This is a genomic window from Aeromonas sp. S12(2024) (assembly GCF_041402305.1).
Classification (GTDB): Bacteria; Pseudomonadota; Gammaproteobacteria; order Enterobacterales; family Aeromonadaceae; genus Aeromonas; species Aeromonas veronii.
Map to the genome: position 1 here is coordinate 292,888 of NZ_JBGLRB010000001.1, position 12,887 is coordinate 305,774.

The 12,887-nt window shown below is 61.6% G+C and carries 12 protein-coding genes; 2 read left to right on the plus strand and 10 right to left on the minus strand.

The window, feature by feature from the left end; all coding sequences use genetic code 11:
• Positions 1 to 46: 46 nt before the first annotated feature.
• From ACB035_RS01335 to ACB035_RS01370, 8 genes are all read right to left on the minus strand, one after another.
• Positions 47 to 1,255: a cation:proton antiporter gene (locus ACB035_RS01335; RefSeq protein ID WP_371166491.1), complete on the minus strand. Its 1,209-nt coding sequence runs from the start codon at positions 1,253 to 1,255 to the stop codon at positions 47 to 49.
• 31 nt (positions 1,256 to 1,286) lie between these two features.
• Positions 1,287 to 2,390 (minus strand): beta-N-acetylglucosaminidase domain-containing protein, encoded by a 1,104-nt coding sequence (locus ACB035_RS01340; protein WP_371166492.1) that lies wholly within the window; start codon positions 2,388 to 2,390, stop codon positions 1,287 to 1,289.
• A 43-nt stretch (positions 2,391 to 2,433) separates the two neighbouring features.
• On the minus strand, positions 2,434 to 4,161 hold the full coding sequence (locus ACB035_RS01345) for a potassium/proton antiporter (RefSeq protein WP_107684155.1): 1,728 nt from the start codon (positions 4,159 to 4,161) through the stop codon (positions 2,434 to 2,436).
• Between the two features lie 280 nt (positions 4,162 to 4,441).
• Positions 4,442 to 4,588 (minus strand): hypothetical protein, encoded by a 147-nt coding sequence (locus ACB035_RS01350; RefSeq protein ID WP_005337933.1) that lies wholly within the window; start codon positions 4,586 to 4,588, stop codon positions 4,442 to 4,444.
• A complete protein-coding gene (locus ACB035_RS01355; RefSeq protein ID WP_371166493.1) occupies positions 4,585 to 5,274 on the minus strand; it encodes a M15 family metallopeptidase in 690 nt (229 codons plus the stop codon). Before ACB035_RS01355 ends, ACB035_RS01350 begins: the two co-directional genes overlap by 4 nt.
• Entirely contained in the window at positions 5,271 to 6,398 is a 1,128-nt protein-coding gene (gene dapE / locus ACB035_RS01360; RefSeq protein WP_064341501.1) for a succinyl-diaminopimelate desuccinylase, read from the minus strand. Before dapE ends, ACB035_RS01355 begins: the two co-directional genes overlap by 4 nt.
• 19 nt (positions 6,399 to 6,417) lie before the next feature.
• Positions 6,418 to 6,768 carry an ArsC family reductase gene (locus ACB035_RS01365; RefSeq protein ID WP_335832090.1) on the minus strand — a complete coding sequence of 117 codons (351 nt, stop codon included), beginning with the start codon at positions 6,766 to 6,768 and terminating at the stop codon, positions 6,418 to 6,420.
• Positions 6,769 to 7,086: 318 nt separating this feature from the next.
• Positions 7,087 to 7,401, minus strand: a complete 315-nt coding sequence (locus tag ACB035_RS01370; protein WP_005337929.1) for a hypothetical protein — start codon at positions 7,399 to 7,401, stop codon at positions 7,087 to 7,089.
• Positions 7,402 to 7,686: 285 nt separating this feature from the next.
• On the opposite strand from ACB035_RS01370, the gene dcuC reads away from it, so the two are divergent.
• Together dcuC and ACB035_RS01380 are read left to right on the plus strand one after the other, a co-directional pair.
• Positions 7,687 to 9,063, plus strand: a complete 1,377-nt coding sequence (gene dcuC, locus ACB035_RS01375) for a C4-dicarboxylate transporter DcuC (RefSeq protein ID WP_371166494.1) — start codon at positions 7,687 to 7,689, stop codon at positions 9,061 to 9,063.
• Between the two features lie 134 nt (positions 9,064 to 9,197).
• Positions 9,198 to 10,337, plus strand: coding sequence for a M20 family metallopeptidase (locus ACB035_RS01380; RefSeq protein WP_371166495.1), 1,140 nt, complete (start codon positions 9,198 to 9,200; stop codon positions 10,335 to 10,337).
• Between the two features lie 139 nt (positions 10,338 to 10,476).
• On the opposite strand, the gene ACB035_RS01385 is transcribed toward ACB035_RS01380, so the two are convergent.
• Positions 10,477 to 11,133: a hypothetical protein gene (locus ACB035_RS01385; RefSeq protein ID WP_371166496.1), complete on the minus strand. Its 657-nt coding sequence runs from the start codon at positions 11,131 to 11,133 to the stop codon at positions 10,477 to 10,479.
• 174 nt (positions 11,134 to 11,307) lie between these two features.
• The gene (locus tag ACB035_RS01390; protein WP_005337916.1) at positions 11,308 to 12,651 is read right to left on the minus strand and encodes an anaerobic C4-dicarboxylate transporter; all 1,344 of its coding nucleotides are present in this window, start codon (positions 12,649 to 12,651) and stop codon (positions 11,308 to 11,310) included.
• Positions 12,652 to 12,887 lie beyond the last annotated feature (236 nt).

The following is a 12,887-nucleotide window of genomic DNA, read 5'->3' on the forward strand; positions in this document are numbered from 1 at the left end:
GAAAAATGCCACCGGTCGGTGGCATTTTTAATGGGCGCAGGGTGGCTCAGCGAGGCTTGAAACGCTCGACCCAGGGGTTGGCGGAGAGGCCGTGCAGGATGACGCTCAATATGATGGTGCAGAGCACGGTGGCGATGATAGGGCGCTGGCCAATCAGGGCGGGCTCGTTTTGCAGCACCATCACCGCAAAGACGATACTGGCAAGGCCCCGCGGGCCGAACCAGCCGATAAAGAGCTTGAGTTCGGGCTTGAGGCCGGTGCCGATGAGGCTCAGCCAAACCGGCACCATCCGCAGCAGGGTGAGGCTGGCAATGGCATAGAGCCAGTATTGCCAGTGCAGCAGCTCCGGCAGAATGGGCATCAGGGTCGCGCCAAACACCATCCAGATCACCACGGAGAGCAGGTCGCCGTAGCCTTCGCAGCTGTCCATATAGGCGTGCTTGTGCTCGCCGAGGCGGTGGCCGATAAAGAGGCCGCCGACAAAGGCGGCGATAAAGCCACTGCCCCCCAGAGTCTGGGCCAGCGCAAAGCAGAGCAGGGCCAGGCCCGGCATGGTGAGCTGACGCCAGAGTGGCAGTTGCCAGCCATTGAGATAGGAGATTTTCAACAGCCGGACGGTGAGGCTGGTCAGCACAAAGGCGACCAGCAGGCCAATGCCGATCTCCTCCAGCATCAGGGTGATAGCCAGAGTGGCGGTGCCTGCGTGTTGCTCTGTGGGGGCGATAAGGGCCAGCAGTAGAAGCAGCACAGGCACGCAGATGCCGTCGTTGAGGCCGCTCTCCTGATTGAGCCCTTCACGCACCGGTGCAGGCACCGCGGGGTTGCTGACCACCGCTTTGCCGAGCGCCGCATCGGTGGGGGCAAGAATGATTGAGAGTATAGCCATCTCCAGCAGTGGCAAGTCGGGGAAGATCCAGTGGCCAAACAGGGCGCCACAGAGCAGGGTGAGGGGCAGGCCAATCAGCAGTAGCCGGATGGGGAGCTGGCGGTTGGCCAGCAATACCTGCCAGTTGGTGTTGGCGGCATCGTTGAACAGCACGATGACCAGCGTCAGCTCGGCCAGCAGCTTGATGCCAGCGCTGTCGATAGAGAGGGAGAGCAGCTCCAGCCCTCCCGGCCCCAGTAGCCAGCCGGTCAGCAGAAAGAGCAGGGGGCCGTTGACCAGTTTTGACTCGAAGCGCCCCGCGATCAGGCTGTAGATCAGCAAGAAGGCGGCGATTACCGCCAGATTCTGGTAAAGCAGGTGTGCATCCATACAACCTCCTTTCTGCCCCCGCAGGGGCGGTTTAATCGGTCAGGCAGTCGGGATCGAACACATACTCCCCGTCCAGCCAGCGCACGATTTCGTCTACGCAGGATTGGTCACGAAACGGCAGATAGCGCGCCTTGAGGGCGGCAATCTGCTCGGGGGTGAGCTGTGCCAGCCCCAGATCCTGAAACAGCGGCAGGTCGGCCTCGATCATCGCCGAAATCTGCGGGCCGCAGGTGGCGTTGAGGGCGGCATGCAGCGCCTTGTCGGGATCGTACTGTTTGCCGAGTCGGTAGCTCATCGGCAGGGTGGCGAGGGGCAGGGCGGAGAGTGCCGCCTGCTTCATCGGGTTGACCGCGTGGCCAGAGACCAGCTCCGCCAGCTCGGCAGGGCGATTCTCGAAGGCGCGCAGGTGCAGGTAGCTGCTCGCCTTGCTGCCATCGTTGACCGGGTAGTTGTCCCACAGGAAGGGCTTGCGGCCGAGCAGTTCGGTCACCTGTTTGAGGTGGCTGGCCGGATATTCGCTGGAGCAGACCTTGGGGCCGGTCCAGAAGATCTCGAAGCGGCGGTCGAGCTGCGCGCCGAGATCCGTGAGATAGCGGGGGGGCATGGTACCAAACACCTTCTCCAGCACCGGATCGGTCGAGTAGTAGCTGGGGCAGAAGAGGAGGCGGCTCGCCTTGCTGTGAGCCGCGATATCGTGGGCGATGGTGAGCTGGTGATGGGCCAGATCCGGGGTATCCCCCTTCATGTCATCGAACAGTACCGCCAGAATATCGGGCTGCAGCGCCTCGTCGATAAGACGCACTTTTTCAAGCAGTGCCGGGCGCTGCCGCTCATAGTCGTGATGCGCCCCCATGGGGCTCAAGCCCACCCCGAAGGCGAGGCCATTGGCGCGGCACTGGCGCGCCAGCTCGGCGAGATCGGCCAGCTGCTGTTCGGGCCAGGGGAGGGCCCAGTGCTTGCGCAGATAGCCATCCTCTTTCGGGGCGTAGATATAGAAGCCGTAACCGTGGCGCGGCAGCCACTGGGCGTAGCGGGCGCGGGCCTGCCAGCTCCATCCCTTGCCAAAAAAGCCTTCAATCACCCCCAGATTGGCAGCGGGGGGCAGGGGGCCGGACAGCAAACTTTGATATGGCATAACTCTCTCCCTTCTTGCTGGGGACTTGATACGGGACGGTCGGTCAGACCGGGTCCTCTTCCTGAAAGCGCACCCCGATCTTGCCCGGCACGCTCTCGTCCATTTCGGCCACGGTCCAGATCAGGCCTTGCCATTCGATGTTGTCACCGACCACCAGATTATCGCCCAACTGGCTGGCAATAAAATCACCCAGTGTCTGATCCGCCACCTCGCTCACATCCAGCCCGTAGAGAGGGGCGAGGTCTACCAGCCGCGCGGCTGCTTCCAGCAGGAAGTCACCGAAGAAGCGGGGGCCGAGATCCTGCTCCGGCGCCTGGCTAAAGAGCTGGCCGAGGGCGGGGAGGTCACGTTCGTGACCGATCACGCAGAGGATGTCATCGGCCTGCAGACAGGTACTACCTGAGGGGTGGAGCAGCTCGCGGCCGCGAAACAGGGCGCAGATCCGGGTGCCGGCGGGCATCTGCAGATCCCGCAGTGGCGAGCCGATGCACCACTTCTCCTCCCCCAGCTGGTAGACGAAGGTCTCCCACTGGCTGTCGAGATCGATCTCGAGCCCGGAGCGGTTGATGGGCGACGGCGGTGCCGGTACCTCCACCCGCGCCAGTTTTGAGGCCAGCGGTAGCGAGCTGCCCTGCAAAATCAGCGAAACCAGCACTACGAAGAAGGCGACGTTGAAGTAGAGCTGGGCGTTGGGCAGTCCCGCCATCATGGGGAACACCGCCAGAATGATGGGCACGGCGCCGCGCAGGCCGACCCAGGAGATAAACCAGCGCTCGCGGGGGGCGAAGTTCTTGAACGGCAGCAGCCCGATCCAGACCGACACCGGGCGGGCAAACAGGATCATCCACATCGCCAGCGCCAGCGCGGGCAGGGCGATGGGCAGCAGCTTGTGGGGGGAGGCGAGCAGCCCCAGCACCAGAAACATGCCGATTTGGCTGAGCCAGGTCAGACCGTCCAGCACCGACAATGTGGTGCTGCGGCTGCGCAGGGCGAGGTTACCGAGCAACAGACCGGTGAGATAGATGGCTAGAATGCCACTGCCACCGACCGCCGTGGTGAGGGCGAAGATCAGCAGGCCGCCGCTGACAGTGAGCAGCGGATAGAGTCCCGGCGCCAGGCGGGCTGTGTTGATAAGGCGCCACAGCAGCCAGCCGCCGCCAAGGCCAATCCCGGCGCCAAGACCAAACTGCTTGACCAGTTGCAGCAGCAGGAAGCCCCCATCCAGCCCTTGCTGGGCGGTGGCGAGCACCTCGATCAGGGTGACGGTGAGAAACACCGCCATGGGGTCGTTGCTGCCTGACTCTATCTCCAGCGTCGCGCTCACCCGCTCGTTGAGGCTGCGCCCGCCAAGCAGGGAGAAGACCGCTGCCGCATCGGTGGAGCCGACGATGGCGCCGATCAGCATCCCCTGCATCAGGTTGAGGTCAAACAGCCAGGCAGCGGCGAGCCCCGTCAGGCCGGTGGTGATAGCCACCCCGACCGTCGCCAGCGACAAGGCAGGCCAGAGCGCCACCCGGAACGAGGAGACCCGGGTGCGCATGCCGCCGTCGAGCAGAATGATGGCAAGCGCCAGGTTGCCCACCAGATAGGCGATGGAGTAGTCAGCGAAGTGGATACCACCTGGGCCATCCTCACCGGCCAGCATGCCGACGGCGAGGAAGATAACCAGAATGGGAATACCGAGGCGGGAAGAGAGGGCGCTCAACAGTACGCTGGCTCCCACCAACAGGGCAGCGACAAAAAAGAAACTGTTGATGGTAGCGGCATCCAAGGGCGAACTCCTTCCTGGTAATGTGCAAAGTAGGCACATTATATGCAGTTAGGCCCCCCTTGTGTGGCTTATTTGTGCATCAATTTGCACTTTCTTACATTTTTCATCCCTTTTTTCAGCATGGCCGCGCCATATTCTGACAGTGACGGGGTTAACGAAAGCGGAGTCAAAGGAGCGTCGATTTCAGGATGCGCAGGGAGGAGAGGGCGGGGAAAAGCGAAACGGCACAGCAGAGGGAGAGGGGAGCACAAGGGCGCTCCCCACGGGATGGGGGCGGGATTCAGTCGTCCTCGTCATCCTTCACTTCGCGGATCTTGTCCTTGTAGTTGGGCAACTGCTTCTCCAGCCGTTTCATGTCTTTGATGGCATTGAGAAACAGCCCGAGCAGGAACAGCAGCGGCAACCCTATCCACAGCCAGAGATTCATGGGATTTTCCTTTCGTCAGGACAGGTGGTGACATAACGGGCAAAAATTTCATCAAGGTTGGCCAATATGGTCGACTTGCCTTCAATATCCGCCTGTTGCAGACAAAGCGCCAGTGCCGCGGGATCGAGCCGCTGCTCATCGGACTCCAGCGAGAAGCTGATATGCCAGGGCTCGTAGGCGACCCCGCTCCCCGCCCCGACCGGCTTGGCATAAGGGAGGAAGAAGCCGAAGTCGCTCATATGATCGCTGAGCCACTCGCTGAGATCTGCAAACCAGCCCCCGGCTTCATACTCCCACGGCTCCAGTGCCAGTTTGGTATCGGCAGGCAAACAGTCCGGGTCGTAGATATCGAGATCGGTCCCCCAGTGGTGACGGCTGGTGCCGGGCAGGGCGCTCCAGCGCAAAATGGCGTGCAGCCGCTCCACCTCGCTTAGTTGCAGGGCATCGATGGGCTGGCTGTTGGCATCGAGCAGTGGCCGTTCGCCGCGCCACTTGCCATTCCAGATGGCGAGCTGGCGATCAAAGCCCCGCCAGCTGGAGGCCGCCTGCAGGTTGAACCCCTCATAGGCGGCCGCAACCTGCATGTCGTTGAAGGCCGCCGCGGTGGCGGCGGTCAGACGATGGGGGCCGCGCCCCACCACAATAAGGTGGCTCTCGTCGAGCCCCAGCAGTTGTTCCTGCGTCATGCCAGCAATCTCTCGAGCACCCCTTGGTACATGTCGGCCAGCAGATCCAGATCGTCCGCCTTCACGCACTCGTTCACCTTGTGAATGGTGGCGTTGACGGGGCCAAGCTCAATCACCTCGGCGCCAGTGGGGGCGATAAAGCGCCCGTCGGAGGTGCCGCCAGTGGTGAGCAGGGCTGGCTGCTGGCCATTGACCGCCTCGATGGCCGCCACAGCCGCATCGAGCAGCGCGCCAGTATCGGTGAGGAACGGCTGGCCGGAGAGGGTCCAGCTCAGTTGATAATCGAGGCCATGTTTATCCAGCAGCGCCTCGACCCGCTCACGGATATCCATGTCGGTCAGTTCGGTGCTGAAGCGGAAGTTGAACTGGACCTGCAGCTCGCCCGGAATGACATTGGAGGCGCCGGTGCCGGCCGAGATGTTGGCGATCTGGAAGCTGGTGGGGGGGAAGTAGGCGTTGCCCTCATCCCACACGGTGGCTGCGAGTTCCGCCAGCGCTGGCGCGGCTTTGTGAATGGGGTTGTCCGCCAGATGGGGATAGGCCACATGGCCCTGCACTCCGCGCACCAGCAGATCGCCGGTGATGGAGCCGCGGCGGCCGTTCTTCACCACATCCCCTACCACGGCGGTAGAGGAGGGCTCGCCGACGATGCACCAGCGGATCTTCTCGTTGCGGGCCTCCAGGGTGTCGATCACCCGGGTGGTGCCATTGATAAAGGGCCCCTCTTCATCGGAGGTGATGAGAAAGGCGATGGACCCGGTGTGATCCGGATGCTCGGCCACGAAGCGCTCGACCGCCACCACCATGGAAGCCAGCGAGCCCTTCATGTCGGCGGCGCCGCGCCCATAGAGCACGCCATCCTTGATGGTCGGCTCGAACGGCGGGGTGTGCCATTTGTCCAGCGGCCCGGCGGGCACCACGTCGGTGTGGCCGGCGAAGCAGAACAGTGGCCCCTCGCTGCCACGGCGGGCCCAGAGGTTGGTGGTGTCCTCAAACACCATGGGCTCGATAACGAATCCGATCCTGGCGAGGCGCTCCGCCATCAGGGTCTGGCACCCTTCATCGAGGGGGGTAACGGAGGGGCGGCGGATCAGATCCTTGGCCAGTGCGATGACATCCGACATCAGTTGTCCTTAGTTGTCCTTAACGGGAGAAGAGGGATTGGTAGTGATCAGCCTTGAAACCCAGGGTCAGTTCGCCGTCACGGTCGAGCAGCGGGCGCTTGATCATCGCCGGATGTTCCAGCAGCAGGGCGCGTGCCTTGTCGGTGTCGAGTCCCTGTTTGGCCTCATCCGGCAGGGCGCGGAAGGTGGTGCCGCGGCTGTTGAGCAGGGCTTCCCAGCCGAGTTGTGCCAGCCAGCGGTCCAGATCGTCCGGGTTCAGGCCGTCGGCGCGGTGGTCGTGAAAGCGGTAGTCGATACGGGCCTCATCCAGCCACTTTCGGGCTTTCTTGATGGTGTCGCAGTTCTTGATGCCATAGAGGGTGATGGCCATGGGGAGTCCTTCTCTTGTGGGCGCTGGCCGTGGCCGTGCCCGAAAATCCGAATCAACAGAGTGCAAGGGCCCGATTCTGGCATTGTGGCAATCCCATGGCAACGCCGATGGTCCGGCTCGCGGGTTTTACCGGAACTGGTCACACCTGAACGGCGATTTTGAGCACAAGGTCAGAAGCAGTGGGGCTGGCGTGCCCGATGGGGTTGGGTATTGCGGGAGAAGATCGACTATTGCAGGAGAAAAAGAGAAGGGGGCAAACACCAGATAGCCAAAACGCGCCAGCGGGCGCGTTTTGGTCGGCATCATCAAGCACCTCAATCAGTGCAGGGTGGTCCACTCATGGTCAAAGACCCGGGCCCGTTCCCAGGGTGCATCAGGCAGGCTGGAAGAGAGGCCAGTGTATTTGCCCACGTCGTCCACCACGATGGCGGAGAGGATCGGCAGGTTATTTTCGGTGCAGTACATGCGGATGCGTTGCAGCAGGGTGCGCAGTTCATCCTGGCACTGCTCCAGCCCGGCCTGCTTGGCCAGTTTGGAGTAACGAATGGTAGTGCGTTCCTTTGCAGACTCGACGAGGATGTCCCACAGCTTGTAGTCGCAGGTCGAAGCACCTGCGGTGGCTTGGCTTGTCATAACTCTCTCCGGCGCGAAATGGTCGCTATATGTCGAAGCGCATCTTCGCCAGTTCGGCGCCGTCATATGTTGATCCAACGCAAAAAAGAGGGGAGTCGCGTCACACAATTCCCGGATATGGGGTGATAAAGGTTTTCCGGCAGTTGAAATAACGAAAAATTGTTACATGGTCGACATATTATGCTAATGAATCACGGTGACGGCACCTTTATTGATAGGGATCAAAGGCAAACAGTGGTCAGATCACTAGATTTCGCTCTTCGATAAATTTATCAGGAGTGAATATTGGAACTTTTATTCGTCTTGCTCGTTCTGGTCGCCGTGGTCTACGGCATCATCAAGGATTACAACCCGCAGGCGGTGCTGGCGCTGGCGGGCATGGCCATTTTTGCGGTGGCCTACTGGTTGGGGCTGCACCCCATTCTCCCCGCTGGCAAGAGCACCGGCTTCGCCCTGTTCGACCTGTTCGAAGTGTTCAAGGGGATCTTCTCCTACCGCGCGGCGGGCCTCGGCCTCACCATCATGGCGGTGGCGGGTTTTGCCACCTACATGTCCCATATCGGGGCCTCCCAGGCGCTGGTGCGAGTGGCGGTCAAACCGGTGGCAGGCATCCAGTCCAGCTACCTGATGCTCTCCATCTGTTATCTGGTGGCGGTATTCGTCTCCCTGTTCGTCACCTCCGCCACCGGCCTTGGCCTGTTGTTGATGGTCACCATGTATCCGGTGATGCGCAACCTCGGCATCAGCCCGGCCTCCGCTTGTGGCGTCATCGCCACTTCCCAGGCGTTCGAGATTGGCCCGACCCAGACCAACGCCATCTTCTCTGCCGGTCAATCCGGCATGGATCCGACCAGCTATTTTGTTGACTACCAGATCTGGCTGGTGGCCCCCATGCTGCTGGTGACCATGGTGCTGCACTTCTTCTGGCAGCGTCACTGCGATCGCAAGGATGGCTGGGATCCTGCGCTCCATCGCGGCGATCACGCCGAGCTGGACGAGCAGGGCACCGAGAGCGTGCAGGCGCCCACCTGGTATGCCCTGCTGCCGATCATCCCCTTCGTGTTGATGATGACCTTCTCCAAGCTGCTGGTGAGCGACATCAAGATGAGCGTGGAGGTGGCCATGCTGCTGTCGGTCTTTATCGGCATGCTGTGCGAGCTGCTGCGTAGCCGCTCGGTGCGTACCGCTTTTGCCGGTCTGTCCAGCTTCCTCGACGGCATGGGCAAGGTGTTTGGCCCCGTGGTGGCGCTCATCGTCTGTGCCGAGCTGTTTGCCGAATCTCTCAAGGCCATCGGCGCCATCGATACCCTGCTGCACTCTGCCAGCAATGCCGGTATCGGCAGCGGTCTGATGACGCTGGTGATGGTGGCGCTGATCATGGTAGCGGCGGTCATCATGGGCTCCGGCAACGCGGCGTTCCTCAGCTTCTCGACCCTGGCTCCGGCGGTGGCGGCCAAGTTTGGCGTGCCTGCGGTGACCATGTTGCTGCCGATGCAACTCGCTTCCAGTATCGGCCGTACCGTCTCCCCCATCGCTGCGGTACTGATCGCCTGTGCGGGGATTGCCAAGGTATCGCCCTTTACCGTGGTCAAACGCACCAGCGTGCCGATGGCGGGGGCGCTGGTGACGGCGTTGACCCTCAACTATCTGCTGTTTATGTAGTGATGTGGGTTATGTAGTGGTGTTTGGAATTTACCGGTCGGGCGGGTGGCATGGCTGCCCGCCTTTTTCTCACTGTGTCGCATTGTTGCAATAGACGATCGGCCATCAACGCTGATTGTTGCATGGAGAAGATAATGACAGTTGTAAAGAGCCCGTTTTCCCTCGATAACTATCTGGCCGATCTGGCCCCGCTCATCAACCTCGATTGCGGTACTCGCACCCCGGCCGGGGTAGCGAAAGTGGCCGACATCATGACCGAGAAATATGAGGCCATCGGCTGGCAGGTGACCCGCCACCAGTTCGCTGCCGAGTGCGGCCCCTGCCTCGAGATCACCAATGCGCCGGGTGCCGATCACTACGACGTGATGCTGTGCGGCCACATGGATACCGTCTTCCCCGAGGGGACGGCGGCCAAGCGCCCGCTGAACATCGAAGGCAATCAAGCCTTTGGCCCCGGTGTGTCGGACATGAAGAGCGGCTTGCTCTCTATCTGGTATGCCCTCAAAGAGATGGATCCGGCATTGCTTGCCAAGCTCAAGGTGCTGGTCTGCTACAACTGCGACGAAGAGATTGGCTCCCCTTGGTCGAAAGATTGGCTGGTGGAGAAGGCCAAACAGAGCGGCTGCGTGCTGGTGGCCGAGGCGGCTCGTCCCAACGGGGATCTCATCAGCGCCCGCAAGGGCAATGCCAAGTACCGCATCACCTTCCACGGCAAGGCCTCCCACGCCGGTTCGGCCCTGACCGAAGGTGTCTCCGCCATCACCGAACTCGCGCACTGGGTGCTGGCCATCAACGAGCAGGTCAACATGACCACGGGCACCACCATGAACGTCGGCGTGGTACAGGGCGGCACCGGTGTCAACGTGGTACCGGACTTTGCCGAGGCGATCGTGGATTTGCGCTTCTGGAGTAACGAAGAGGCTGCTGCGGTGCACGACCGGCTCACCTTTATGGCCAACAACCCCTTCCTCGCGGGTTGTCGGGTCGAGGTGGATCGCCAGACCTTCAAGCCGGCGATGCGCCCGAGCGGTGACACCGAGGCGCTGATGGCGCTGGTGGAGGCGGCAGCCAAAGAGGAGGGGATCCCCTTCAACTGGCTGGAGGCCGGTGGCGGCTCGGATGCCAACTTTACCGCCGCCGCGGGTGTGCCGTCCCTCGATGGCTTCGGCCCCATGGGGGGCGGTTTCCACTCGGAGGCGGAGTTCCTGCTGTTGGAGAGCATCGAGCCGCGCATCCGCCTGCTGCAGCGGGTGCTGGGCAAGCTGGCGAAATAAGCCGGTTTATCCCTTGTTCGGGTCGTTATTGGCCCGCTCAAAACTGGTCCGCTCAAATCCAAACGGGAGGCTGTTGCCTCCCGTTTTTTTATCTCGATTTTTCGCGCGTTGAGTGAGCGGGCCAGATGGCCTGAGGCCGTTACCCCTGTGGCTCGGCCAGATAGGCCAGATGATCCTGCCGCGCCACCTGCCAGCCATCGAGGCGCAGCGGGGCGGCAAAGCCCGGGCCGTCGGTCACTATGGTGTGGTACTCCCCTTGCTCGCCGCAGGCATCGAAGCCCTCGTGCTCGGCCAGTTGCTGCAACTCGGCGAGGGTGGCGGCATCAAGGGGGCGCCCAGTCCACTCGGGGGCCAGCACCCGGGTATCGACGCAGGAGAGGTGGGCGACGATGCCGCGGGCCAGCATATCCGCCAGCAAGGCTTGACGAGATTGCTGCCAGAGCGGGGTGTGGACGGTGAGACCCAGCGGCTGGCAGCGTTCGCGGATCCAGTTAGGCGCACCGCCCACGCTGTCGATATCGCCGGTGACTACGCCATCGAGTTGCCACTCCTCCTTGAGCCGTGCCAGTGCCCGCTCATAACCGAGATCGAACGGCGCTTCTATGGTGACCAGCAGATGGGGCAGTCCGAGGGCTTCCGCCTGACGGCGCACCAGCGGCAAGGGGTGAGCGAGAAATCGGGGTTCTGGCGGCGCAAAGGTGGCCAGTGCCATCACCTGATGGCCCGCTTGGCGGGCATGACAGAGGGCCAGCATGGCATCTTTGCCACCGCTCCAGAGCAGGATGACGCGAGACATGGATGAGATTCCAGTGGTGAACGAGGGGGCATGCTACCCAGCGACGGGGGCAGAGGTAAAGGCATAGTGTCCGGAAATGGCGGCGGGGAAGTGGTTGAGGTAACTGAGCGGGGAAAAAAGCAGGCCCCCGAAGTGGGGGCCTGTATTGCAATAGCGTGGTAAACGCGACTGCGATTAGAGCAGGATGCTGGTGAGGATAAAGCCCAGCGAGCAGGAGGTCACCACCCCGATCAGCCCCGGAATGATGAAGCTGTGGTTGATGATGAACTTGCCGATGCGGGTGGTGCCGGAGCGGTCGAAACCGATACAGGCCAGATCGCTCGGGTAGGTCGGCAGCACGAAGTAGCCGTAGCTCGCCGGCAGGAAGGCGATCAGCAGCTTGGGTTCGACACCCAGCGCCAGACCCATGGGAGCGATGGCGGTGAGGGCGGCGGCCTGGCTGTTTACCAGCTTGGAGATGAGGAACAGTACCAGGGCGTAGGTCCAGGGTTGGGCCTGTACCACATGGGCCAGGGTCTCTTTGAGCAGCGGCATGTGGGCCTGGAAGAAGGTCTCACTCATCCAGGCAACCCCGAATACGGAGAAGATGGCGACCATGCCTGCCTTGAAGACGGCACCGTTGGCGATCTCGCCCGGCTTGACCTTGCAGCGCATCAGGATGATGGCACCGGCGATCAGCATCATCATCTGGATCACCAGGTTCATGGAGAGCGGGCCAGTTTTGTCCTTGATGGTGAACACCGGGCGCAGACCTTCGTTGGCGCCGAGCAATACCACGGCAGCGATGGCGGCGAAGAAGATCCAGGTAGACCAGTAGGCCTCTTTCGGGAACTTGGTGTTGAGCAGGGTTTCACCACCGCCGTAGATGAAGGCACGCTGCTCCGGGTCTTTGATCTTGGCCTGGAACTCTTCGTCTTTGTCCAGATCCTTGCCGCGACGCAGGCTCCACAGGGCCGCCACGATGACACCGGTCAGGGAGGAGGGGATGGCGATCATCAGGATGTCGAGCAGGCCGTAAGCCTGACCGATACCGTGACCGGCCGCCAGAATGGAGACCATGGAGACCACGGCAACGGAGACCGGGGAGGCGCAGATGGCCATCTGGGAGGCAACGGAGGCTACGGCCATCGGGCGCTCGGGACGGATGTTCTTCTGCAGCGCAATGTCAGCGATGATGGGGAACATGGTGTAGACCACGTGGCCGGTACCGCACAGGAAGGTGAGGGTCCAGGTCGTGAGCGGCGCCAGGATAGTGATGTATTGCGGGTGACGGCGCAGCAGACGCTCGGCCACTTGCATCATCAGGTTGAGGCCACCGGCAGTCTGCAGGGTAGCGGCACAGCCGATCACCGCCAGAATGGTCAGCATTACCTGAACAGGCGGTTCGCCCGGCACCAGGCCGAAGACGAAGGTCAACAGGAAGAGACCGATACCACTGATGAGACCGAGTCCCATGCCCCCAAAGCGGGTACCCAGCAGCAAGCAGCCGAGTACCACCAAAAATTCCATCAAGATCATTCCGTTACCTCGTGTGATTCAACCCATATTGCCGCGGGTAGCCTGAACCATGAATTGTCATTGTCTGTTTTATTTAGCCCAAAAGGGTTAGTTACTATTCTGCTCCCCTGAAAAAGTGAAAAAATTGAGTTACTTCAATAACTCGATGAATTTTTGATTAAACCACTTAAAAACCACGTACTAACAAAAACATCATTTTTGTCACCAAGTGGTATCACTCGGGGCCAAGCCAGCGG